Origin of the sequence: Pseudomonas sp. LAIL14HWK12:I1, from assembly GCF_003202095.1 — a bacterium.
Lineage (GTDB): Bacteria > Pseudomonadota > Gammaproteobacteria > Pseudomonadales > Pseudomonadaceae > Aquipseudomonas > Aquipseudomonas monteilii.
Genome location: NZ_QJKG01000004.1, coordinates 1 through 23,323, shown reverse-complemented (window position 1 = coordinate 23,323; position 23,323 = coordinate 1). Strand labels below are relative to the sequence as shown.

18 protein-coding genes and 1 rRNA gene are annotated in these 23,323 nt (G+C 63.7%); 9 read left to right on the top strand and 10 right to left on the bottom strand.

Annotated features, from left to right (window positions below; genetic code table 11):
* The first annotated feature begins 106 nt into the window (after positions 1-106).
* From D906_RS11995 to D906_RS11970, 6 genes are read left to right on the top strand one after another with little or no spacing between them, the layout of a single operon-like run.
* Positions 107-718, top strand: coding sequence for a CDP-alcohol phosphatidyltransferase family protein (locus D906_RS11995; protein ID WP_019098801.1), 612 nt, complete (start codon positions 107-109; stop codon positions 716-718).
* Positions 719-742: 24 nt separating this feature from the next.
* A complete protein-coding gene (locus tag D906_RS11990) occupies positions 743-2,497 on the top strand; it encodes a bifunctional alpha/beta hydrolase/class I SAM-dependent methyltransferase (RefSeq protein WP_027615363.1) in 1,755 nt (584 codons plus the stop codon).
* Entirely contained in the window at positions 2,498-3,811 is a 1,314-nt protein-coding gene (locus D906_RS11985) for a phosphatase PAP2/dual specificity phosphatase family protein (protein WP_027615362.1), read from the top strand.
* The gene (locus D906_RS11980) at positions 3,808-4,239 is read left to right on the top strand and encodes a hypothetical protein (RefSeq protein WP_019098798.1); all 432 of its coding nucleotides are present in this window, start codon (positions 3,808-3,810) and stop codon (positions 4,237-4,239) included. Before D906_RS11985 ends, D906_RS11980 begins: the two co-directional genes overlap by 4 nt.
* Positions 4,240-4,249: 10 nt before the next feature.
* Complete coding sequence (locus tag D906_RS11975; RefSeq protein ID WP_027615361.1) at positions 4,250-4,873, top strand: lysophospholipid acyltransferase family protein; 624 nt, start codon at positions 4,250-4,252, stop codon at positions 4,871-4,873.
* Position 4,874: 1 nt separating this feature from the next.
* A complete protein-coding gene (locus D906_RS11970; protein WP_027615360.1) occupies positions 4,875-5,807 on the top strand; it encodes a phosphatidate cytidylyltransferase in 933 nt (310 codons plus the stop codon).
* Between the two features lie 92 nt (positions 5,808-5,899).
* On the opposite strand, the gene D906_RS11965 is transcribed toward D906_RS11970, so the two are convergent.
* Positions 5,900-6,175: a metal/formaldehyde-sensitive transcriptional repressor gene (locus tag D906_RS11965; protein WP_019098795.1), complete on the bottom strand. Its 276-nt coding sequence runs from the start codon at positions 6,173-6,175 to the stop codon at positions 5,900-5,902.
* Positions 6,176-6,245: 70 nt separating this feature from the next.
* On the opposite strand from D906_RS11965, the gene dmeF reads away from it, so the two are divergent.
* Entirely contained in the window at positions 6,246-7,190 is a 945-nt protein-coding gene (dmeF, locus tag D906_RS11960; protein WP_027615359.1) for a CDF family Co(II)/Ni(II) efflux transporter DmeF, read from the top strand.
* Positions 7,191-7,286: 96 nt separating this feature from the next.
* Positions 7,287-7,631, top strand: coding sequence for a cupin domain-containing protein (locus tag D906_RS11955; RefSeq protein WP_097156171.1), 345 nt, complete (start codon positions 7,287-7,289; stop codon positions 7,629-7,631).
* An 89-nt stretch (positions 7,632-7,720) separates the two neighbouring features.
* Here the strand turns inward: D906_RS11955 and mmsB are convergent, their stop codons facing one another.
* Entirely contained in the window at positions 7,721-8,608 is an 888-nt protein-coding gene (mmsB, locus tag D906_RS11950) for a 3-hydroxyisobutyrate dehydrogenase (protein WP_027609099.1), read from the bottom strand.
* A gap of 9 nt (positions 8,609-8,617) precedes the next feature.
* The gene (locus tag D906_RS11945) at positions 8,618-10,144 is read right to left on the bottom strand and encodes a CoA-acylating methylmalonate-semialdehyde dehydrogenase (RefSeq protein WP_016713426.1); all 1,527 of its coding nucleotides are present in this window, start codon (positions 10,142-10,144) and stop codon (positions 8,618-8,620) included.
* 132 nt (positions 10,145-10,276) lie between these two features.
* On the opposite strand from D906_RS11945, the gene D906_RS11940 reads away from it, so the two are divergent.
* The gene (locus D906_RS11940; protein ID WP_025754015.1) at positions 10,277-11,227 is read left to right on the top strand and encodes a LysR family transcriptional regulator; all 951 of its coding nucleotides are present in this window, start codon (positions 10,277-10,279) and stop codon (positions 11,225-11,227) included.
* Between the two features lie 30 nt (positions 11,228-11,257).
* Here the strand turns inward: D906_RS11940 and D906_RS11935 are convergent, their stop codons facing one another.
* The 7 genes from D906_RS11935 to rrf all read right to left on the bottom strand — a co-directional run bounded on the left by D906_RS11935 (position 11,258) and on the right by rrf (position 23,177).
* Entirely contained in the window at positions 11,258-11,749 is a 492-nt protein-coding gene (locus D906_RS11935; RefSeq protein WP_019099139.1) for an OmpA family protein, read from the bottom strand.
* Between the two features lie 4 nt (positions 11,750-11,753).
* Positions 11,754-13,025: a diguanylate cyclase domain-containing protein gene (locus D906_RS11930; protein ID WP_027615358.1), complete on the bottom strand. Its 1,272-nt coding sequence runs from the start codon at positions 13,023-13,025 to the stop codon at positions 11,754-11,756.
* Positions 13,022-13,588, bottom strand: coding sequence for a YfiR family protein (locus D906_RS11925; RefSeq protein ID WP_019097845.1), 567 nt, complete (start codon positions 13,586-13,588; stop codon positions 13,022-13,024). Before D906_RS11925 ends, D906_RS11930 begins: the two co-directional genes overlap by 4 nt.
* A gap of 100 nt (positions 13,589-13,688) precedes the next feature.
* The gene (gene recD, locus D906_RS11920; RefSeq protein WP_027615357.1) at positions 13,689-15,764 is read right to left on the bottom strand and encodes an exodeoxyribonuclease V subunit alpha; all 2,076 of its coding nucleotides are present in this window, start codon (positions 15,762-15,764) and stop codon (positions 13,689-13,691) included.
* Positions 15,761-19,435, bottom strand: a complete 3,675-nt coding sequence (recB, locus tag D906_RS11915) for an exodeoxyribonuclease V subunit beta (RefSeq protein ID WP_027615356.1) — start codon at positions 19,433-19,435, stop codon at positions 15,761-15,763. The genes recD and recB overlap by 4 nt, the downstream gene beginning before the upstream one ends.
* The gene (recC, locus tag D906_RS11910) at positions 19,432-22,911 is read right to left on the bottom strand and encodes an exodeoxyribonuclease V subunit gamma (RefSeq protein ID WP_027615355.1); all 3,480 of its coding nucleotides are present in this window, start codon (positions 22,909-22,911) and stop codon (positions 19,432-19,434) included. The genes recB and recC overlap by 4 nt, the downstream gene beginning before the upstream one ends.
* Positions 22,912-23,061: 150 nt before the next feature.
* Positions 23,062-23,177 (bottom strand): 5S ribosomal RNA (gene rrf, locus D906_RS11905).
* Positions 23,178-23,323: the final 146 nt, after the last annotated feature.

Genomic DNA, 23,323 nt, shown 5'->3' with positions numbered 1-23,323 from the left:
AAACCCTGGCCTCAACCGATGTGAGCAATTTCTCAGCCACTCACTTGCAGCCAGCAAAATCCTCGGCACACAATCGGCACATCGCACCACTAAAAAGGACTTTCCAGTGGCATCGATCTACCAGCTCAAACCGCGCTTCCAGGCTCTGCTGCGCCCAACCGTCCAGCGCCTGCATGACCGGGGCGTCACCGCCAACCAGGTCACCGTCACCGCCGCCGTGGTATCGATCCTGCTGGGCCTGCTGCTAGCCGCCCTGCCCCATGCCACTTGGTTGTTCATCCTGGTGCCAGTGTGGATGTTGCTGCGCATGGCGCTGAACGCCGTCGACGGCATGCTGGCCCGGGAGTTCGGCCAGCAATCCACCCTCGGCGCCTACCTAAACGAACTCTGCGACGTGATCGCCGATGCCGCCCTGTACCTGCCCTTCGCCCTGCTGGCCGGGGTGTCACCGACGCTGGTGACACTGGTGGTGCTGTGCGCCACCTTCAGCGAATACGCCGGGGTCATGGGCCCGCTGGCCGGCGCCTCGCGGCGTTATGACGGCCCCATGGGCAAAAGCGACCGCGCCTTTGCCTTCGGCGTGCTGGGCACCGGCGTCGCCTTTGGCCTGCTGAACGACAGCTGGATCAATGGTTTGCTGCTGGTCATCCTCGCGCTCTCGCTCTATACCCTCTACAACCGGGTTCGCCAGGGGCTGGCCGAAACCCGCAGAGCCTAAAATCGTCGCAAAAGGACGTTGACCATGCGCCAAGCGCAAGCGCTGCATTTCTCCACCCATGACGGTGTCGAGCTGCACTACCGTCATTGGCCTGCCACCCGCAACGAACACCAGCCACGCCGGGCTGTGGTGATGTTTCACCGTGGCCATGAACACGGCGGGCGTATGGCCCACCTGGCCGATGAACTGGACATGCCGGGCTATGACTTCTTCGCCTGGGATGCGCGCGGCCACGGCCAGTCGCCAGGTGCACGCGGCGACAGCCCGGGGTTCGCCACCAGCGTGCGCGACGTGCAAACCTTCATCGAACATATCCACACCCACCACGGTATCGCCGAGCAGGACATGGTGGTGCTGGCGCAAAGCGTCGGCGCCGTGCTGATTGCCACCTGGGCCCACGACTACGCGCCCAAGGTGCGCTGCCTGGTGCTGGCCTCGCCGGCATTCAAGGTCAAGCTGTACGTGCCGTTCGCCCGCCCCGGCCTGAAACTGCTCAAGGCCTTGCGCGGCAACTTCTTCGTCAACAGCTACGTCAAGCCGCGCCTGCTTACCCATGACCCGGAGCGGGTGATGTCGTACGTGGCCGACCCGCTGATCAGCCGGCCAATCTCGGTGACCATGCTGCTAGGCCTGTACGAAGCCGCCGACCGGGTAGTGGCAGACGCCCAGGCCATTCAGGTACCGACCCAGTTGCTGGTCTCCGGGGCCGACTTCGTGGTCGAGCGCCAGCCACAGGAGCGCTTTTTCGAACGGTTGGGCAGTGCCCGCAAGGAAATGCACCTACTGCCCGGGTTCTTCCACGACACCTTGGGGGAACGTGATCGGGCCCATGCGCTGAGGCGCATCGAACGGTTTGTCGAACACTGCTTCACCCGCCCCGCCGCACAGCCGTCATTGCTGGATGCCGACAAGACCGGCGCCAGCTGCGCCGAGGCCGAGAGCCTGGCCGCCCCCTTGCCACGCAATTCGCCCCGCGACCTTTACTGGCGCGCCACCCGCGCGGGCCTGCAGTTGGGCAAGGGGCTGTCCGAAGGCGTGAAGCTGGGCTTTGACACCGGCTTCGACTCGGGCAGCACCCTCGACTACGTGTACCGCAACCAGCCGACCGGCAAGGGCAAACTGGGCCGCCTGATCGACCAGAATTACCTCGACGCCATCGGCTGGCGTGGTATTCGCCAGCGCAAGCTGCACGTCGAGGAATTGCTGCGCCTGGCCATCGCCCACCTGCGTGAACAACAACGGCCCGTGCACATTGTCGATATTGCCGCCGGCCATGGCCGCTACATCCTCGAAGCCCTGCAAGACCTTGAGCGGTTGCCGGATTCGATCCTGCTGCGCGACTACAGCGAACTGAACGTTCAGCAAGGCAGCACGCTAATCAGCGAAAAGGGCCTGGCCGACATCGCCCGCTTCGTCCAGGGCGATGCTTTCGATCGCCAGAGCCTGGCCACACTTGAGCAACCCCCAACGCTGGCAGTGGTTTCAGGGCTGTACGAACTCTTCCCCAGTAACCAACTGGTGGGCAACTCGTTGGCCGGGCTGGCCGACGCCGTAGAGGATGGCGGCTACCTGGTCTACACCGGCCAGCCGTGGCACCCGCAACTGGAGATGATTGCCCGCGCCCTCACCAGCCATCGGGGTGGCGAGGCTTGGGTGATGCGCCGCCGCAGCCAGGCCGAGATGGACCAGCTGGTCGAGGCAGCGGGCTTCCGCAAGCTGGCCCAGCGTATTGATCAATGGGGCATTTTCAGCGTCAGCCTGGCACAGCGGGTACGCTGAGTGAGCCCGCCACGCGAGCCTGGGCTGATCCGCCGGGGCGTGTTCTGGCTTCTGCTGCTGGGGCCGTTGTTCTTCCTCAGCTATGGGCTGGCGAACCATTACACGGCCGGGCGCAGTGATGTCGGCAGCCTGGTGTTCAGCTGGGAGCACGGCATGCCGCTGTGGCCCTGGACGATCATCCCGTACTGGTCGATCGACCTGCTCTACGGGCTGTCCTTCCTGCTGCCGCGCACACGCCAGGAAATGGACCGCCACGCGCTGGCGCTGCTCAGCGCGCAGGTGATCAGCGTCTGCTGTTTCCTGCTGTGGCCGCTGCGGTTCACCTTCGAGCGACCGGAACTGGACGGGCTGTTCGGCTGGCTGTTCGATGTATTGATGGGCTTCGACAAACCCTTCAACCAGGCGCCTTCGCTGCACATCGCTTTGCTGGTGATCATCTGGACGATGTTTGCCCGGCATCTGCAACGCCAGCCCTGGCGTTGGCTGATGCATGGCTGGATGGCGCTGATCGGGGTGTCGGTGCTGACCACCTGGCAGCATCATTTCATCGATGTACCCACTGGGGCGCTGGCCGGGTTTGCCTGCCTGTGGCTGTGGCCGTATCAAGGGCACCTGCCCTTCCAGGCGGCCCGCCTTGCACGGGATGCCAAGCGTTGGAAGGTCGCCGGTTGTTATGCTGTGGGCGCGCTGCTGTGTGTGCTTCCAGCTGTTGCGCTGGGCGGCACCTGGCTGTGGTTAAGTTGGCCGGGCGTGTCGCTGGGGCTAGTGGCAATGAACTATGCCGTGTTCGGGGCGGATGGTTTTCAGAAGGGTGCCGACGGGCGCTTGTCGAATGCGAGCCGGTGGCTGTTGGCACCCTATCTGGCAGGTGCGTGGCTCAATTCGCGGCTTTGGACGAAGGGCCACCCGCAAGCGGATGAGGTATGCGATGACGTGTACCTTGGGCGGACTCCAGGACGTGGTGAGGGGGGGCAATTTGCTGCGATTGTCGATTTGTGTGCGGAGCTGCCGTGCACCGTATTGGCAACGCAGGATTACCTGCATTTCCCCACCCTTGACCTGATAGCACCCGACAGCATCCTGCTACAACAAGCCACCAGCGCTATCGAGCACCTACGCACTCAAGGCCCCGTGCTGGTGTGCTGCGCTTTGGGTTATTCACGCAGCGCCAGCGCCGTGGCGGCCTGGCTGGTGGTGACCGGCCGTTGCGATGACGCCCAGCAGGCAGAATCCCTTATCCGTAAAGCACGCCCCGGCATCGTCCTGCGCAACGCGCATCGCCAGGCTCTCCAGCAACTGGAAGCACAGCCATGAACCTGCGTGTAGTGGCCAGCCTGCTGGGCCGAGGCAAACAGCTGGAGCACCTGTCTGACGGCCTCACCCTGCTGGCTCTGGCCTATGGCCTCGCCCCCTTGCTGGGTCTCCCTCTGGCACCGCTGGCCAGCGTGCTGTGCAGCGTGCTGCTGGCGCTCGGCGTGCTGCACAAGTACTGGGCCATCCGCGTGGCGATCGATGCCGAACTGTTTGCCCACCTTGCCAATAGCGTAGACCTGGCGGCAGACACCCAGGCCCTGGACCACGCCCTGTTCGAACTGAAACTCAAACCACAGGCCACCGACGGCCGCGCCTGGCCTGCCCGCAGCCAGGCCGCACTAGGCCTGTTGCGCCGTCAGGCCGTATGCCTGGGCCTGCAGCTCTCGCTAGCCTTGGCTACCCTGCTGACACTGCCTTTGAAGGGATAACGAACGCCTCATGCTCGCCAACCTGACCGCCTATGTCATCACCTCCGCCGCCCGCCTGATCACGGGTGCCCGCGCCCTTTGGCTGGGTTGTACGCCGCTGCCGGTACAGCGCCTGTACTTCGCCAACCACAGCAGCCACGGTGACTTCGTGCTGCTGTGGGCCTCACTGCCGCAACCTCTGCGCAAGCGTACCCGCCCGGTGGCGGGCGCGGACTACTGGGCCAAACCGGGCATTCGCGACTTTCTCATTCGCAAGGTGTTCAACGGCGTGCTGATTGATCGGCAACGCAGTGAAGGCCAGGGCAGCCCGCTGCAACCGATCCTCGAAGCCATGGCGCAGGGTGACTCGCTGATCTTCTTCCCGGAGGGCACGCGCAACCTGGGTGATGAACCGCTAATGCCGTTCAGAAGCGGCTTGTACCACCTGGCGGCAACCAACCCCGACGTCGAACTGGTACCGGTCTGGATCGCCAACCTCAACCGGGTGATGCCCAAGGGCCGCGCCCTTCCGCTGCCCCTACTTTGCACACTGAGCTTTGGCGAACCGTTGCACCTGCACGCTGATGAAAGCAAGCAGGCCTTTCTAGAGCGGGCCAGCCGAGCCCTGCTGAACCTGGCCCCGAAGGATGCCTGACATGGACGACAACACCCTTTCCCTGTTCGGCGGTATCGGCGCCCTGCTGCTGCTCGCCAGCGTGATCGGCCGCCTGCTCAAGTGGCGCGCAGGCCCAGCGCCACACGCGGTAATCGACAACCTCAACGCTCGCATCAACGCCTGGTGGGCGATGGTGCTGGTCATCGGCATCGCTTTCCTGTTCGGCAAGTACGGTGTGATCGTGCTGTTCTACGGCGTGTCGTTCTACGCCCTGCGCGAGTTCATGACCCTTACCCCGACCCGGCGCAGCGACTACCCGGCGTTGGTGGCGGCGTTCTATGTGGCGCTGCCGGTGCAGTACGTGCTCATCGCCATGGACTGGTACGGCCTGTTCAGCATCTTCATCCCGGTGTACCTGTTCCTGCTGCTGCCGATATTGGCCAGCTTTGGCGGCGATACCACACGCTTCCTTGAGCGTGCATCAAAGGTACAGTGGGGGTTGATGATCGCGGTGTACTGCGTGTCATCGGTGCCGGCCTTGATGACGCTGGACATCCCGGGCTACGAGGGGCGCAACCTGCTGCTGATCGCCTGGCTGATCCTGGTGGTGCAGATCAGCGACGTGCTGCAGTACGTATGCGGCAAGCTGTTCGGCAAACACAAGGTGGCACCCACCCTATCGCCGTCCAAAACCGTCGAAGGCCTGGCCGGCGGCGTGGCACTGGCCACCTTGATAGGCGCCCTGCTGTGCTGGATCACCCCGTTCACCTTCTGGCAGGCCGCACTGATGGCCCTGACCGTGAACACCATGGGCTTCTTCGGCGGGCTGGTGATGTCGGCGATCAAGCGCGACCGTGGGGTGAAGGACTGGGGACACATGATCGAAGGCCATGGCGGCATGCTCGACCGTATGGACTCGGTGTGCTTTGCGGCGCCGGTGTTCTTCCACTTTGTGCGGTATTGGTGGGCGTAGCCACATACCCCTGGGAGGTATAGATCAACTGCCCAACCCAATTTCCAATCGCCTGCACCATCCATGTGGGAGCGGGTTCCGCTCCCGCGAGATTACTTGAGGTAAGACCGCAACAACGCCGCCACCTTGTCCGCCTCATCCTGCCGCTCCTCGGCGCTAAGCCCGTCCGCCACCAGATGTTCGCGGATATGCCCTTCCATCACTTCGGCCATCAGCCCGTTCACCGCGCCGCGCACGGCGGCGATCTGCTGCAGGATCGCCAGGCAGTCCTTGTCCTGCTCCAGCGCCGTCTCAAGCGCGGCCGCCTGGCCCTTGATCTTGCGCACCCGGGCCAGCAGTTGCTTCTTGCTCTTCAGGGTATGTGCCATTGGATTCCACACCATGCTAGGTATACTGGGGTATAGTATATTTCTCGATCGTCCGGGAGCATGATAAACCATGGCGACACAAACCTCAGACCGTTGGCAGCACAGCCATCAGTTCCACACCAGCAACCTGGGCGCCGAGCGCAAGACCCGCCTGGCGGTGTGGCTGACCGCCGTGATGATGGTGGCGGAGATTGCCGGTGGCTGGTTCTTCAACTCCATGGCACTGCTGGCCGACGGCTGGCACATGAGCTCTCACGCTCTGGCCCTTGGCCTGTCGCTACTGGCCTACGCCGCCGCACGGCGCTATGCCGCTGATCGACGCTTTGCCTTCGGTACCTGGAAAATCGAGATTCTCGGTGGTTATTCCAGCGCGCTGCTGTTGCTGGGCGTGGCCGGGCTGATGGTGTTCCAGTCGGTGGAGCGGCTACTGGCACCGGGACCCATCCATTATGACGAGGCCATCTTCATCGCCGTGGTAGGCCTTGCCGTCAACCTGATTTGTGCCTGGCTACTGCGCGATGACCATCACCATCATGATCATCATGATCATCATGGGCACGACCATCACCATGACCACGGCCATCACCACCACGACCTGAACCTGCGCTCGGCCTACCTGCACGTGATGGCCGATGCCGCCACTTCGGTACTGGCCATCGTGGCCTTGCTGGCCGGCAAGTTCTGGGGCGCCAGCTGGCTCGATCCGGTCATGGGCCTAGTGGGTGCGCTGCTGGTGGCGCTGTGGGCCCGCGGCCTGCTGCGCGATACCGGGCGGGTGCTGCTGGATGCGGAGATGGACGCGCCGGTGGTGGAAGAAATCCGCGAAGTGGTGGCGCAGCTGCCCGTGCCGGCCAGCATCACCGACCTGCATGTATGGCGGGTGGGCAAGGCCCAATACGCCTGCATTCTTGGTTTGGCCACCTCAAGTGCCCTCAGCGCCGACAGCGTGCGCCAGGCCTTGAGTGTGCATGAAGAACTGGCGCACATCACCGTCGAGGTAAACCACCTGGCATAGCGCGACCAGACAGCTGGACGTCGAGCCCAGGCAACTGCGGCCCGGCCGATGGCCCTATGGTGACGAGTCATTCAGCCAGTCACCAGGAGTTGTGCCATGTCCGATTTAATCACCGTCCTGCGCGAAACCTGCCCGACGCCGGTCGTGGACGCCACCAAGTGGAAGCGCATCGGCGGCGATCCGCACACTGTCAACCTCAATGCCTACCTGTCGGCCGACGGCAGCAAGATCATGGGCACCTGGATCTGCACCCCGGGCAAGTTCGAGGTCAACTACGAGAAGTGGGAGTTCTGCCACTTCCTCGATGGCTACTGCATCATCACCCCGGAAGGCGAAGAGCCGAAGCATCTGAAAGCCGGGGATGTGTTCGTCATCGAACCGGGGATGAAAGGCACCTGGGAAGTGGTCGAGACTGTACGCAAGTACTTCGTTTTCGCCTGATAAAAAAATCGCGGGGCAGGTGCCCTTCCCTCTGGTGCGCAGTTACAGAGGGAAGGCCACCTGGCCCGCGATGAAGTCCACCTCGCTCGTCAATCCTTCTTGCGATACCCCTCGACGATGGCCGAGAAGTCCTTGCCCCCTTCGCCGCGCAGGCTCATGGCCTGATACAGCTGCTGGGCCACGGCCCCGAGGATCACCGGCTGGTGTGCCTGGCGTGCCGCTTCGGTGGCCAGCCCCAGGTCCTTGAGCATCAGTTCGGCGCCAAAGCCTCCGGTATAACCGCGCGACGCAGGCGCCGTTTCGATGATGCCCGGCCACGGGTTGTAGGTGTCCGAACTCCAGCAACGCCCGGTCGAGCTGTTGATGATGCCGGCCAGCACCTTGGTGTCGATGCCCAGCGCGTTACCCAGGGCCATGGCCTCGGACACGCCGATCATGGAGATGCCCAGCAGCAGGTTGTTGCAGATCTTGGCGATCTGCCCGGTGCCGACTTCACCGCAGTGCACAATGTTGCGGCCCATCTGCTCCAGCACCGGCTTGAGGCTGGCGAACAGCTCGGCGCTGGCGCCCACCATGAAGGTCAGGGTGCCTGCTGCCGCGCCGCCGGTGCCACCGGACACCGGCGCATCGCCCATGTCCACACCCTTGGCCGCTGCGGCCTTGGACACATCGCGGGCGGTCTGCGGGTCGATGGTGCTGCAGTCCACGGTTGGTGTGCCGGGGCGAATGCCGGCCAACACGCCGTCGTCGTTCAGGTACACGCTGCGCACATGGGCCGCCGCCGGCAGCATGGTGATAACCAGCTCGCTGTTGGCCGCCGCGTCCTTGGGCGACGGGCTGATCTGCCCGCCCAGTTCTGCCAACTCGGCCAGCACGGTTTTGTTCAGGTCGAACAGGTTCAGCTGGTGCCCGGCCTTGATCAGGTTGCGGGCCATGGGCGCGCCCATGTTGCCGAGGCCAATGAATGCAATACGCATGACGTCTCCTTAGCGCAGGCTGATGGTGGTGTTCACACCGTCATTGACACTGTCGTCATCGAACCAGCGGGCGGTGACGGTCTTGGTCTGAGTGTAGAACTGCACCACCTGCTTGCCGTACGGGCCGAGGTCACCGAGCTTGGAGCCACGCGAACCGGTGAAGCTGAAGAACGGTACCGGTACCGGGATCGGGATGTTGATGCCGACCTGGCCGATGTCGATTTCGCTCTGGAACTTGCGCGCGGCCGCGCCGCTTTGGGTGAACAGGCCAGTGCCGTTGCCGAACGGGTTGGCGTTGACCAGGGCGATGGCCTCATCAAGTGTATCGACCTCCAGGGTCACCAGCACCGGGCCGAAGATTTCCTGGGTGTACACCTGCATGTCGGTCTTCACGCCCGAGAACAGGGTTGGGCCGACGAAGTTGCCTTGCTCGTAGCCCGGTACCTTGACGTCACGGCCGTCGAGTTCCAGCTTGGCGCCTTCCTTGATGCCGCTTTCGATCAGACCCAGCACACGCTCCTTGGCGCGTTTGGAAACTACCGGGCCTACATCGGTACCAGGCTCACAGCCGGCATTGACCTTGAGCTTGCTGGCCGCTTCCTTGATATCCGGCAGCCATTCACGGGCCTTGCCCACCAGCACCGCCACCGAGGTGGCCATGCAGCGCTGGCCCGCCGCGCCGAAAGCAGCACCGACCAGGGCGTTGATGGTTTGCGTGCGGTTGGCATCGGGCAGCACAACGGCGTGGTTCTTGGCGCCCATCATCGACTGCACGCGCTTGCCGTGCTGGCTGCCCAGGTTGTACACGTGGGTGCCGACTTCGGTAGAGCCAACGAAGGAAATAGCTTTGATGTCTTGATGGGTGCAAATGGCATCCACCACTTGCTTGCCACCGTGCACCACGTTAAGCACACCGGCCGGTACGCCGGCTTCCAGCGCCAGCTCGACCAGCAGCATGGTCGAGAGAGGGTCCTGTTCGGACGGCTTGAGCACGAACGTGTTGCCGCAGACGATGGCCATGGGGAACATCCACAGCGGGATCATCGCCGGGAAGTTGAACGGGGTGATACCGGCGCATACACCAATCGGCTGGCGCAGGGTGTAGGTATCGACACCGCCTGCGACGTTCTCGGCGAATTCGCCCATCTGCAGGGTGCCAATGGACGCCGCGTGCTCGACCACTTCCAGCCCACGGAAGATATCGCCTTCGGCATCAGCCAAGGTTTTGCCCTGCTCTGCGCTGAGCACCTGGGCAATGCGTTTGGTGTGTTCGCGAATCAGCGCCTGCAGCTTGAGCATGATGCGCATGCGTGCGCCAATCGGGGTGTCGCGCCAGGTCTGGAAAGCGCGATGGGCAGCAGCCACGGCAGCGTCGACTTCTTCGACGGTGGCGAACGGCACGCGCGCCAGTACTTCCTGGGTGGCAGGGTTGACGATGTCGCGCCATTCAGTAGTTTTCGACTCGACCCATTGGCCGTCGATCAGCAGCTTGACCTGCTCGACCTTGGTGGGGTTCGGGGATTGCGGTGCGTTCATCTGCGTTCTCCTTGGAATTATTGTCGGGACGAGATCGCCAGCGCCAAGCAAACGCAAGGTGGCGTCCTGAGGCTTGTTTCGAGTATAGATGTGCAAACATCCAACAAGAACGCACAAAAAAACCGGATCATCATGCAAAAAGACCTCACATCCCTGAGCGCCCTCAACTGGGACGACCTGAAGTTTTTCCTTGAAGTGGCTCGCACCCGCAAGGCCAGCAGTGCCGCCAAACGGCTGAGCGTGGACTACACCACGGTGTCACGGCGCATCAGCTCGCTGGAGGGGGCCTTGGGTACGTTGCTGTTCGAAAAGTCGCGGACCAACGGTTTTGTGCTGACCGCCGAAGGCCAGCGCCTGCTGGGCTATGCCGAGTCGATCGAAAGCACGCTGCACATGGCCTGCGAGCAGGTGTCCGGGTCGGGCGTGGCGTTGTCGGGGCATGTGCGCATGGGTTGCACGGAGGGCTTCGGCAGCTTCTTCATTACCCCTCAGCTGAGCCACTTCGTTGATGCCTACCCGGCGATTTCGGTGGATATTCTGCCGCTGCCGCACTTCATCAGCCTGTCCAAACGTGAGGCGGATATTGTCATCGCGCTGGAGCGGCCAGAGCATGGGCCTTATGTGTGCTGCAAGCTGTGCGATTACCGCTTGCGGCTGTATGCGACCCAGGATTACCTGGACAGCCACGCGCCGATTCGTCAGGTGGCGGACTTGGCCAAACATCCCTTTATCAGTTACGTGGATGATCTGGCGTTCAGTTCGGAGCTTTTGTACCTGGCCAACCTGATCCCCGGTGCCAGTGCGCACCTACGCAGTACCAGTGTGATTGCACAGTACACCGCGGCGTTGCAGGGGCGTGGGTTGGCGATATTGCCGTGTTTCCTGGCAGCACAGGACCCGAGATTGGTGACGGTGTTGCCGGATGAGATCGAGGTGACGCGGCAGTTCTGGATGTATTGCCGGGAGGATTTGAGGAAGTTGAAGCGGATTACCCTGCTGTGGGATTACATCCGGGGGGTGACCGAGGCGAACGCGCCGTTGTTGATGGGCGAAACGCGGGAGATGAGTTTTGCTCAGGAATGATCAGGGCGCTCTGCGCCCTGATATAACCAGTCAGTAAGACGCCACCACTATGGATACACGCCGGTTTTCGGTACGCCCGGCGCTGGTGCGGTTGTCTGCCACTGGCTGGGTGCTGCCCAGGCCACGGCGCTGTATGTTCTGGGCCTGCATGCCCACCCCGACCAGCGCTTTGGCCACGCTTTGGGCACGGCGCTCGGACAGTTGCTGGTTATACGCCGCCTTGCCCGACGAATCGGCATGCCCGTCTACCCGCACGCCCTGGATGCCAACACCCAGCAGCGCCTTGCCAATGCGCTCGACAATCGCCTGGCTCTGGCCGTTGAGGCTGTCCAGGTCGCTGCCGAACAGCACTTTACCGGACAGGTCGTAGGCCCAGCCTTCATCGGTGGGGGTAAAGCCTTCGCGCTTGAGTACGGCAATCTGTTCAGGGGTAAGGCCCTTGGGGGGTGCGCTCTGGCAACCGGTCAGCGCCAGCATGGCGAGCAACAAGGCCCAAAGGGGGAAACGTAAAGCGTGCATCACGGGTTCAACTCCTGTTCTTGATTTCACTGGCGGACCGTTCCGTCTGCGCCACTTGCCAATGGCCACGGCGTTTACGCTTGGCCTCGTACATCGCCGCATCGGCGGCATTGAGAAGACTGGCGGGGTCAGCGCCGTCATCCGGGTAATAGGCAATACCGACACTCAGTGAGGTGGCAATGCTGCGGCCGCTGTCCAGCTGCACCGGCAGCTTCATGCTGGCCACGATCTTCTCGGCAATCTGCTCGGCGTCCTTGCGCGACTGCAAAGGTGTCAGCAACACCGCGAACTCGTCACCGCCCAGGCGTGCCACCAGGTCGTGCTCGCGCAGCTGGGCACGCACGCGGTCGGCCACGCTGATCAGCACTTCGTCGCCCACGGCATGGCCAAGGGTGTCGTTGATCTGCTTGAAGTGGTCGCTGTCGAGGAACAAAAGCGCCAGGTGGTCCCGCTGCCGCGCGGCATTGCGCACGCTGCGGTTCAGGCGCCCTTCGAAGAAGGCGCGGTTGGGCAGGCCGGTCAGGCTGTCGTGGCTAGCCTGGTGAGCCAAGGTCTGGTTTTCGCTCTGCAGGTGGCTGTGCCACACCTCCAGTTCGTCCAGCAGGGCATTGAAGTCGTTGCCCAGCTCGTTGAGCTCGGCAATCGGCGCCTCCGGCACGCGCCGGTCGAAGCTGCGCTCGCGGCGGGCGGCGTGGGCGACACTGGCCAGGCCGCGCAGCGGGCGGGTGATATTGCTGAGCAGGCGCCGCGACAGATACTGGGCAGCCAAAGCGCTGAGTATCGTGCAGAACAGGATTCCGGCCAGACCGCTGAGCAGGAACAGCAGCAGGCTACGGCCCTGGCCGACCAGTTCAGTGTGCCCGACTTTTTGCTGCTGGTGCAGGATCGGCAGGTTGACCGGCTCATCCAGCAAGGCCGTGGCCACCTGCACTTCGAGCTTGCCGAGCATGCCCGTATCGCCGCGTTGCCAGTGCGCCAGCAGCTCGCCTTCGTTGTTGAAGACCTTGGCCTCGGCCACCTCCTCGTTACTGGCGATCAGCGCCAGTGATTCGTTGGCTGCAGCACTGTCATCGAACACCACCGCCGCCTCTACGGTGTAGTTGATCGAGCGGGCAATCAGGTGCAGGTTGTGGTTGGCATAGACGCGCAGGGCGAGCACACCCAGCAGCGTAAGCGAAATACCGGCCAGACCTACAGCGAGCAAGGCAACGCTGAGGTGGCCACGGCCCAGCACCGAGCGCAGGGTCGGGCGTAAGCCCTGCTTGCGGGTCGGCTTCATGGCTGCACCGCCCGGCGCCGCGACAATTGCAGCACGCTGGGGTGGATGCGCACGCCGGAACGCGCCACCGAATCCAGGTTGACTTCAAAGGCCACCTGCTGGTCGCTGACCCGCAGGCAGAACAGGCTGCCGACCGTGCAGGGGTCGTTCGCTTCGCTGATGCTCAGAACCGGGTGGCCGCTGATGCGCTCGAACAGTTTGTCGCGCTGGCCTTGGTCAAGCTTGCCAATGTAGATGGCATCGCAGGCCTGGGCGACCTGGGTATCCTCTGCCAGCAGCCGCCGCACCTGCAGCGGGCGGCCGGACTCCTGTACATGGCCTTTGATCAGGTCATCGGCATACTCGGTGGGGCCGACCAGGCACAGGCGTAAGGGGGAGGGTTCGACCGGCCAGCGGGCATAGCTGAAGATACCCAGTACGACCTGGGTCACGGCCTTGGCGCGTTGCTGGGCCTGGGCGGTGGTTGTGGCGGTATCTGCCCGGGCGGCGCCCATGGAAATGAACAGGGCGGCCAGCAACAGCGAAAGTGCACAGTTTGGCGCTCGCCTCCCGGCCACATTCATGTGGGAAATCTCTTATGTTCCTTTCCGGTATCGGCGCAACGATAGCACATGGCCGCTTCCTTGTATGGAAGAGCGGCCAGGTGCATCGGGTTGTATGCCCCTAGACCTGCTCCAGCATCAACCCGGAAATACGCCGTACCTTGCGCGCCACCGCCTCTTCGAAAATGCCCTGGCGTGGCTCGACCAGGCTGAAGCAGTGCTTGGCGCGGGTGATGCCGGTATACACCAGCTCCTTGGTCAGCACCGGGTTGAGCGCATCCGGCAACACCAGTGCGGTGTGGCTGAACTCCGAGCCTTGGGACTTGTGCACGGTCATGGCGAACACCGTTTCCACTTCGTTAAGCCGGCTCGGCAAGACGAAGCGCACCCCGCCACTGCCATCGTTACGCGGGAAAGCCACGCGCAGCAGCGGCTCGCCTTGCTCATCCGGCAGGCGCAGGGCGATGCCGATGTCACCGTTCATCAGGCCCAGGCCGTAGTCGTTGCGGGTCACCAACACCGGGCGCCCTTCGTACCAGGGCTGCTGGCTGTCGATCAGCCCGGCATTGTGCAGCACCCGCGCCACCCGCTCGTTGAGGCCTTCGACACCCCAGGCGCCGCGACGCACCGCGCAGAGCAACTGGAAGTCCTCGAAGCTGTGCAGCACCTTGCCCGCCCACTGCTCCCATGCCGGGTCGTCAAATGCGGTTTCGAGTGCCGGCCTGTAGCGGCCAAGGGTGCGCAGGTAGCTGCGATAGCCTTGCGGGCCTTCGGCACCACGGTTCAGGCCGTCGAGCAGCAGGCGGTCAAAAGCACGGTCCTGCTCGTGCTTGAGCGCCAGGCTGTGCACATCCTCCGGTGGCGTGGCCAGCAGGTTGCGTGCCGCGTAAGCGTCCTGGCGATTGACCAGCCTGGCCAGTTGACCAATGCCGCTGCCTTCGCCGAAGCGTCGTGAAAAGCGCAGCATTACCACCTGTTGGGCCAGCGGGTTGCGCTGCTCATCGCCGGCCTTGAGCCCGCTGCCGGCCAGCGACTCGCCGCTGACCTGTTCCAGCCACGCAGTGGTTGCCGGCGAGTAACAGCCCTCTTCGGCATCCCGGCACAAATCCCCCAGCACCGCACCGGCCTCGACAGAGGCCAACTGGTCCTTGTCCCCCAGCAACACCAGGCGTGCCCGTGGCGGCAAGGCATCGAGCAGGTTGGCCATCATTTCCAGGTCGATCATCGACGCCTCGTCGACCACCAGCACGTCCAGCGGCAACGGGTTGCCAGCATGGTGGCGGAAGTGCCGCGAGCCTGGGCGGCTGCCGAGCAGCCGGTGTACGGTGCTGACGTCAGTGGGAATTTGCCCGCGGACCTCGGCGCTGACTTGCAGCCGCTCGACTTGCTGGCCAATGGACTCGGTCAGGCGCGCAGCAGCCTTGCCGGTCGGCGCGGCCAGGCGTATGCGCAGCGGCCTGCCCAACTCTACCGCCGGCCCCTGCAGCAGGGCCAGCAGGCGCACGACGGTCGTGGTTTTCCCCGTGCCGGGGCCGCCCGTGATGATGCTGAAACCGGCACGGGTGGCCAGCGCACACGCAAGCTTCTGCCAGTCCACCTGGCCTGCTGGCGCCCCGCCCGCGAACAGCTGCGCCAGGCGATCTGACAGGTCGGTCAGCGGCGCTTCGGCCTGGGTCAGGCGCTGGCGCAGGGTATGGTCGATGCGCCGCTCGTAGCGCCAGTAACGGCGCAGGTACAGGCGCTCGCCGCTGAGCACCAGCGGCCGCGCTTGCTGGCCTGGGTTATCGCCGAGTGCCACCAGCGAGCTGGCGGCGATGCGCTGGCGCCAGGCATTCAAGTCGAGGTTGGCCAGCAGCTGCGAGGGTAACAGCAGAGGGCCAGTCAAGGCGTCGCCTTCCGGTGGCAGCGACAGTGCAAAGTCGGGCTCGGCCAGGGTTTGCTGCAAATCGAGGCACACATGGCCATGGCCCAGTTGGTGGCTGGCCAACGCTGCCGCCAGCAACAGCAAGGGGTCACTGCCAGGGGAGCGCTCTTCAAGGAACGACACGAATGCACGGTCCAGGGCACGCAGCCAGCCCCGCTCTACCCAGCGGTCGAGCAGTTGCAGCAGGTCACCGCTGTCATGCTGAGGTGCCAGCGCCAACAGGTGCTCGGCGTGCAGTGGGGTGGGCAAAAGGTCGAGTAGGCTTCGGCTCATGGCGCGACTCCGGCTAACAGGTCCTGCTGTGCGGGCGCGCGCTCGCCACGGAACAGCGCATCCAGGCGTTCAATCAGCTCACGCGGTGGCTTGGCGTGGTACACGCCGTGGCCGCTGCTGCTGGCGCCTCGCAGGAAGATGAACAGGGCGCCACCGACATGGCGGTCGTAATCGTAATCCGGCAGGCGTGCGCGCAACTGGCGGTGCAGGGCCAGCAGGTACAGCACGTACTGCAGGTCGTAGCGGTGCTCGATGATGGACTTTGCCATGGCCATTGTGTCGTAGGCCTGGATGTCGGGGCCCAGCCAGTTGGACTTGTAGTCGGTCACGTAATACCGCCCGTCCAGCTCGAACGCCAGGTCGATGAAGCCTTTGAACATGCCGTTGAGCACGGTTGGCTGCGCTGCCGGGCGTGCCAACCCAGGGTGGGTGTAGCGAGCGACCAGGCGGTCGAGTTGTTCGGCGTCGACCTGATGGCTGGCGAACCAGAACTCCATTTCGATCTGGTAATGGCGCAACTGACCGAGCGTTACACGCAGGTCGTTGCCCGGTAACGGCAGCGGCTCGTTCAACAAGCGTTGCAGCCACTGGGTGAGGGTGGGAATCCACCCGGTCCAGTCACGGCGGTTGCATCGCTGGCCAACGGTTCGCTCGATCAGCTGCGAGTTGCCGGTGACCTGGCTGAAGCCCTCGCGCCCTGCCCATTCCAGCAGGCCATGGAGGAAGGTGCCCGGGTTCGGCCCCCGTGGAAAGCGGTGGATATCGCCGCTGTCGGGCGGGACCTCGCGCAACACCTGGGCATCGAGCACCTCGTCATCCAGCAATTGCTGGGCCTGCGAGCTGTCGGCGCCAAGGGTCTGGTCGCCGACGCGCAGGGCGCTGTACGACGCGATCCACCAATGCTCGGCTGCTGCGCGGCGAGGCTTGCGTGCAGGCAGCAGCTCACGCTCGGCATGGGGCATGCGATACACCTGCTCATCCGCCTGCGGCAGACCCGGGCAGGTGATGTGCGGGCACGTCGCCGCCAGCGCCTGCAACCAGCCCGTCAACTGCGTCGATTCGGCCAGAGCAATGCCGCCCCCCAGCAGGTAGCCAAATGCCGAGCGGTGCAGCTGCGAACGCTTCTGGTTGCCACGCTTGAGGTCGGCAACACCCAGCCAGCAAGCATACTGTGCCCGGGTCAGGGCTACGTAGAGCAGGCGCAGGTCTTCGGCCAGGCGCTCGTCATCGGCGCGCTCGATCTGCTCCTGGTTCGGCGTGAGTGTGAGGTGGGCATTACCGTCGCTGTCATGCCAGGCCAACGGCAGTCGGGTGCCGTCGACGGGTTTGCTGGTGCAGATGAACGGCAGATAGACCAGGGGATATTCCAGGCCCTTGGACTTGTGGATCGTTACCACCTTGACCAGCTGTTCGTCGCTCTCCAGGCGCAGGATCTGTTCTTCACCGGCCTGCCCGGAACTGGCCAGGTGCTCGGCCAGGTGGCGGATCAACGCCTGCTCACCGTCCAGCTCGCCTGCGGCCTGTTGCAACAGCTCGGCCAAGTGCAGCAGGTTGGTCAGCACCCGCTCGCCATCACTGCGGCGAATCAGCGTGCGCGGCAGATGGAAGTCATGCAGCAGGTGGCGCAACATCGGTAGCACCCCTTGGCGCTGCCAGGTGTCGCGGTAAAGGCGAAAACGCATGACCCAGCCTTCCCAGACCCGCTCGTCCTGGTTCAGCCGGTCCAGTTCGGCCAGCGACAGGCCCAGTGTGAGGCTGGCCAGTGCGGCCTTGAGCAGGCGTTCCGAGTCTGGCTCGGCGCAGGCCTTGAGCCAGGCCAGCAGGTCGTGGGCTTCCTGGGCGGCGAACACCGAGTCCTTGTCGGACAGGTACACGCTGCGCACATCACGCTTGGCCAGCTCGGCGCGGACCATCTGCGCTTCATGGCCATCACGCACCAGGATGGCGATGTCCGAAGGCAGGCAGGGGCGCAATTCGCCCTCGGCATTCTGGAAGCCCGCCGTGCCCTGCTGGCCACCGTTGAGCAAGGCGACGATATGGCTGGCGCAGCTGGCGGCCAGTTGCTGGCGGTAAACGCTGCTGGAAACCGGCTCTTCGCTTTCCAGCTGCCAGCATTGCAGGGCTGCGCTGGCTTCACCGCCAATCAGCAGCTGTTCGCCACGGCCCTTGGCATGCACCTCGATGAACGGCAACGGGTTGTCATCGGCCTCGCGGAACAGGAATGCACCCCGCCCCATTTCACGCGCCTCGGCCTGCAGGAACACCTGGTTGACCGCCGCAACCATGGCTTTGCTGGAGCGGTAGTTGGTGTCCAGGCTGTGCAGGCGGCCGCTGGTGGCGCGCCGCGCAGCAAGGTAGGTGTAAATGTCGGCACCCCGGAAGGCGTAAATTGCCTGCTTGGGGTCACCGATCATGAACAGGCCGGTTTGTGCACGGTTTTCGCTGATCTGGTAAATGCGCTCGAAAATACCGTACTGCACCGGGTCGGTGTCCTGGAATTCGTCGATCAGCGCAACCGGAAACTGTTCGCGAATCAGGCTGGCCAGGCGCTCACCGGCCTCGCTGGCCAGGGCGTGCTGCAGGCGCAGGAGCATGTCGTCGAAGCCCATTTCCGCTCGGCGGCGCTTCTCCACTTCGAATCGCGCCGATACCCAGCCGGCAGCATGCTCAAGCAACGGCGCATCTGGGTTGTCCAAGGCCTGCAATTGCTGTTGCAACGTCTGCATGGCGTCGAGGGCCGGGTGGTCGGGCGGTTCGCCCTTCCAGGCTTCAGCCATGCCCGCAGGGGTGAGTCGGGTGAAGCCGGTACCCAGGTCGAGCTCCACCAGATGCTCATCGGCAGCCCAGGCGCAAAGTTTGTCGAACCAAGGTTCGAAGTAACGGGCCTGCATCTTGCGGCCGTCGACCTGCTTGGCGGCCAGTGCATCGCGGCAGATTTGGCGCAGCTCTTCGGCCCACTGCGCCCACGGCGCCTTTAGCCGAGCCAGCTGTTGGTCACGTTGCTGCAGTGACGCCTGGATCAACGCGGAGGGCTCTGGCCCGTCGTGCTGAGCGCGTATGCGGCCAAACAGCGGGCGGATGCGCGGCAGCAAGGCATCGGGGCTCCCCCAGTTGCTGCGGACCCAGGCCAGCGCATCACCGTGCATGCCGTAGCAGAAACGCCGCCAGTAATCGCGCATCACCTGGCCCAGCAGCTCGCTGTGGTCGGTTTCCAGGGTCTGGGTGAACAGGCTGCCACTGTCGAAGGCATGCTCGCGGAGCATGCGCTGGCACCAGCCATGGATGGTCGATACCGCCGCTTCGTCCATCCACTGCACAGCGATTTCCAGGCGGCCGGCACACCGCGGCCAGGCCTCTTGTGGATAATCGTCACGCAGTTGATGCAACAACGGGTCGGCGGCTTCCAGTTCACCACGGAAAAACCGTGCAGCCTCAGCCAGGCGGGCACGAATGCGCTCGCGCAGCTCTTTGGTGGCAGCGTCGGTGAAGGTCACCACGAGGATTTGCGGTGGTAGCAGCTCGCGGTCAAAGCCCTGTTCGCCACCGTGGCCGAGGATCAGGCGCAGGTACAGCGCCGAAATGGTGAAGGTCTTGCCCGTGCCGGCGCTGGCCTCGATCAGCTGGCTGCCGTGCAGGGGGAAACTCAGTGCCAAGGGACGGGCCTGGGTCATACGCCTTTCTCCGGATTGCCCAAGGTCTGCCAAGGGGCGGTGAACAACGGGCGGTACAAGGTTTCGCACCAGCCTTCGAAGGTTTCGTCAGCAGTGAGTGCGGCAAAGTCACGGAACTGGCGAGCCAGGGCAATGCTTTCACCCCGCTCGCCAAAGCTGGTGCGCTCGTCGCCTTCGTAGGCGCGGGCTGCGGCGGCCAAGGCCTTGTCGGCATCGTCCTGGGCCAACCATGCAAACGCGGTTTTGGCTGCAACGGGCAGAGGCGCATTCATCCCTGCCTGACGGGCCACGAGCAAATCGCCCAACAGTTGCCTGGCCTGCTCGGGCGGCAGCGGTGCAAGCAACAGGGTCAGGTCACTGGCTACCAGTGCACTGTTATAGGGGTAGCCTGCCGCACAGGCGGCCAAGTGCGTGACCCAAGGGGCAATCAGGCGGTGCCACTTGAGGTTGTTGCGCCCGGCACTGATGGTGTTGGGTACGGTGGTGATGCTGAGCAGGCTCTGGTCATCCGCCTGGAACACACGGCCCAGCCAGCCTTCGAGGCGGTGCTGGCCGTGCTCGAAATGCACCGGCAAAGCGCCCTCGACCAGCTGTGGCCAGCGTTGCAGCAACTGCTGGTGACGTTGCAGCAGGTCGGGTAGCGGCTCGATCAGCTCGTTCTGCAGTAGCTCGCCGAAGCCGGCCAGTGGCAACAAACCGCAGGCTTGCAGGCGCCGCGCCTGGGCCTGCAAGGCCTGTTCGGCGTTGCCCGGCTCGGCCAGGGCGGCGCCGAGCAGGCTCTCACTGGCGCCGTAGCGTTGCAGGGTATCGAGGACAAAGGGTTCTTCGTCCGGGGTCGGCGCCTCCAGTGCTTCGAAGTACACCTTCAAACGCTGGCTGAAGAAGTGCCGTACCGGGTGGCGCAGGAAGTCATTCAGCTGGGTCAGGCTCAGGGCTTCATCGTCGAAATAAGGTGGCAAGCCAGGGTCGCCCTGCTCTTGCTCTTCGCCTTGCTGGTGCAGCACCTGCCATTCGTGGGCAAAACTGAACAGCGGGCTACCCTTCTGGAAATAGCGGGGGCTGAACGGCTGCAGTGGGTGTTCCAGGGTCAGTGCATGCAGCAGTTGCTCGCCCGGCTCCACGGGTTGCCCTTGCTCGGCGCCGTTCAACTGCCAGCCCGCAGCGATGTGATCGCGCAACTGGCCGATCAGTACCGAGGCCGGGCGCTCGCTGTTATCGCGGATACTGCGCCCGACCCAGCTGACATACAGTTGGTCACGTGCCGACAGCAGCGCTTCGAGCAGCAGGTAACGGTCGTCTTCGCGGCGTGAGCGGTCACCGGGGCGGTAATCGCTGGCCATCAGGTCGAAGTCCAGTGGTTGCTGGGCGCGCGGGTAGTCGCCATCGTTCATGCCCAGCAGGCAGACTACGCGGAACGGGATGGCGCGCATGGGCATGAGGGTGCAGAAATTAACCGAACCGGCGAGGAAGCGTTGCGACAGCTTGCCCTGGTCGAGGCCTGACAGCCAGGCCTCACGCACCACGGTCAGCGGCAACGGGTCATTCAGCCCAACAGCCTCGCACACTTCAAGCCAGCCATCGCGCAGGTCCTGTAGCTGCATCAGCAGGAACTCGTCGTGCTCATCCTCGGCGAGGAAGAATACCTGCAGCAAGGCGTGCAGGCGCTCCCCCCACTCACTGACAGTGGCAGGCTCGGAAAACGCCTGACAAGCGACGTCGAGTGCATCGAGCAGTGCGACCAGCGGACCGATCAGTGCTGCGTCCAGGCCTCCGATTTCATCGTAGGGCTCGATGCCATCGCAGGCCTCTCCCACACCTACGGCATAGCCCAGCAGCATGCGTCGCAGGCCGAAGCGCCAACTGTTCTGTTCAAGCCCGGCGGGCAAACCCAGGCTGGCCCGCTGCTCGGCGTTGAGGCCCCAACGAATACCGGCGCCCTCGATCCAGCGGTGCAGCGTAGGCAAGTCGTTTTCGCGAATACCGAAGCGGGCACGGACTGCCGGGACGTCCAGCAGGTCGAACACTTCGCTGACCGCGAAGCGGCTATCCGGCAGTTTGAGCAGGTGTTCAAGGGCAATCAGTAAAGGCTCACGCCCGCGCTGGCCTTGGTCGGTGAGAGTGAAGGGGATGTAGCGCGGGTCACTGCGCTGCAACTGGCCGAACACGGCGCGAATATGCGGCGCGTAAGTGTCGATGGCTGGCAGCATGACGATTACGTCACGCGGGCGCAACGTAGGGTCGGCGCTGAAGCGGGCCAGCAGCTGGTCATGGAGAATCTCCACTTCGCGTTGCGGGCTGTGTGCAATGTGGAAGCGGATCGAGCGGTCTTTGCCTGGATCGACTGGCGGCCACAGCTCGCGGGTTTCGGCGAGCGGGCGTAGTTCAAGAATGTCGTCCTGCAACTGGTTGAGCAACGTGGTAGGCGAGCCGTCGCTGAACAGGTCGATGCGCCCATCGCTGAACGCACCCTGGTAGCTGCCCGGATCGTCATAGCTGTCGAGCAGGTTGATGTAGTCGCGGCCCTGTTTGCCCCAAGCGGCCAACAACGGATGAGCATGCTGGTGCAGCGACTGGTCGTCCAGTTGCAGGGGCATGCCCTGTTTGCGTTGCTGGCGCCTGTACTGATGGCGCAACAGGTCCTTGTCAGCAACGATGTCCGCCCAGTGGTGGCGGCAGGGGTTGTGCACGCACAGCAATACCTGGCTAAAGCGCGCCAGGCCTGCCAGTGCCTCCAGGGCCTGCGCAGGCAACGAGGAAATGCCGAACACGATCACCCGCGGGGGCAGCCCCGCAGGTGCCTGTTCCAGATTGTTGATGCGCTCGGTGAAGCGCTGATGTACCCCGGCGCGGCTTTGCGCCATGCCCTGCTCACCGACATCCTCCAACAAGGCTCGCCACAACTCGGCTTGCCAGCGGTTGCCCGGCGGCAGGCCTTTGCGCTCACCACGGGCAGTATTGAGGATGTGATTGCCAGCAGCCCAGTCCTTGAGCCAGTCGGCGCGGTAGACCTGGTACTGGTCGAACAGGTCGGCCAGTCGCTCGGCGAGCTGGTAGCGCTTGCGCAGGTCGCTGTCGTCATTGAGGAAGCGCTGCAGCGGCTCGAAATGCGGGCGCTCTATCAGGGCTGGCAGCAGGCGCATCAGGCGCCAGGTCAGTGGGGCCTTGTCGAGCAGGGATACTTCGGGAATTTCGTCGTGGCCCAGCACGCTGCGGTACAGCTGCCACATGAAGCTGCCAGGCAGTTGCACATCGATTGCGGCAGCGATGCCGCAGCCACCCAGGTCATTTTCCAGCGGGTCTTCAGCCAGGGCCAGTTTGAGCCATTGGGCGATACCATTGCTTTGGACAAGGGCGATTTCGTTTTCCAAAGGTGCCAAGGGGTAACGGCGCATCCAGCTCACCACCAGGCTGCGTAGGTCATCGAGGCGGTTGCCGTGGACGATCATGAAACCTGGATGGAGCGTGGTAATAGCCATTGAGCATTCCCTGGAAGGCAGTTGGTTCAGATGCGGAACCATATCACGGGGCGTGGCACGGACCGTGGCACGCTTGGAGACAAACCTTTTCCTGGCCGGAAAAGACAAAACCCCTACCTGCATGCGCAGATAGGGGTTTTGCGAAATGAATCTTGACGATGACCTACTCTCACATGGGGAAACCCCACACTACCATCGGCGATGCATCGTTTCACTACTGAGTTCGGGATGGGATCAGGTGGTTCCAATGCTCTATGGTCGTCAAGAAATTCTGTTGCCAGAATGTCCGTGAACACTCGTGGCCAATTCGGATATGCGATATTTGTGATGTTGCGAACTTTCGGGTCTTTCGTCTTCACCACCACAATTCGGCTTACGCGCAAATTGCTTGGGTGTTATATGGTCAAGCCTC

Excerpts from the sequence above, each read along its gene's own strand:
- D906_RS11990 (WP_027615363.1), top strand. The coding sequence starts at position 743 with ATGCGCCAAGCGCAAGCGCTGCATTTCTCCACCCATGACGGTGTCGAG.
- D906_RS11980 (WP_019098798.1), top strand. The coding sequence starts at position 3,808 with ATGAACCTGCGTGTAGTGGCCAGCCTGCTGGGCCGAGGCAAACAGCTG.
- D906_RS11975 (WP_027615361.1), top strand. The coding sequence starts at position 4,250 with ATGCTCGCCAACCTGACCGCCTATGTCATCACCTCCGCCGCCCGCCTG.
- D906_RS11970 (WP_027615360.1), top strand. The coding sequence starts at position 4,875 with ATGGACGACAACACCCTTTCCCTGTTCGGCGGTATCGGCGCCCTGCTG.
- D906_RS11965 (WP_019098795.1), bottom strand. The coding sequence starts at position 6,175 with ATGGCACATACCCTGAAGAGCAAGAAGCAACTGCTGGCCCGGGTGCGC.
- dmeF (WP_027615359.1), top strand. The coding sequence starts at position 6,246 with ATGGCGACACAAACCTCAGACCGTTGGCAGCACAGCCATCAGTTCCAC.
- D906_RS11955 (WP_097156171.1), top strand. The coding sequence starts at position 7,287 with ATGTCCGATTTAATCACCGTCCTGCGCGAAACCTGCCCGACGCCGGTC.
- mmsB (WP_027609099.1), bottom strand. The coding sequence starts at position 8,608 with ATGCGTATTGCATTCATTGGCCTCGGCAACATGGGCGCGCCCATGGCC.
- D906_RS11945 (WP_016713426.1), bottom strand. The coding sequence starts at position 10,144 with ATGAACGCACCGCAATCCCCGAACCCCACCAAGGTCGAGCAGGTCAAG.
- D906_RS11940 (WP_025754015.1), top strand. The coding sequence starts at position 10,277 with ATGCAAAAAGACCTCACATCCCTGAGCGCCCTCAACTGGGACGACCTG.
- D906_RS11930 (WP_027615358.1), bottom strand. The coding sequence starts at position 13,025 with ATGAAGCCGACCCGCAAGCAGGGCTTACGCCCGACCCTGCGCTCGGTG.
- D906_RS11925 (WP_019097845.1), bottom strand. The coding sequence starts at position 13,588 with ATGAATGTGGCCGGGAGGCGAGCGCCAAACTGTGCACTTTCGCTGTTG.
- recD (WP_027615357.1), bottom strand. The coding sequence starts at position 15,764 with ATGAGCCGAAGCCTACTCGACCTTTTGCCCACCCCACTGCACGCCGAG.
- recB (WP_027615356.1), bottom strand. The coding sequence starts at position 19,435 with ATGACCCAGGCCCGTCCCTTGGCACTGAGTTTCCCCCTGCACGGCAGC.
- recC (WP_027615355.1), bottom strand. The coding sequence starts at position 22,911 with ATGGCTATTACCACGCTCCATCCAGGTTTCATGATCGTCCACGGCAAC.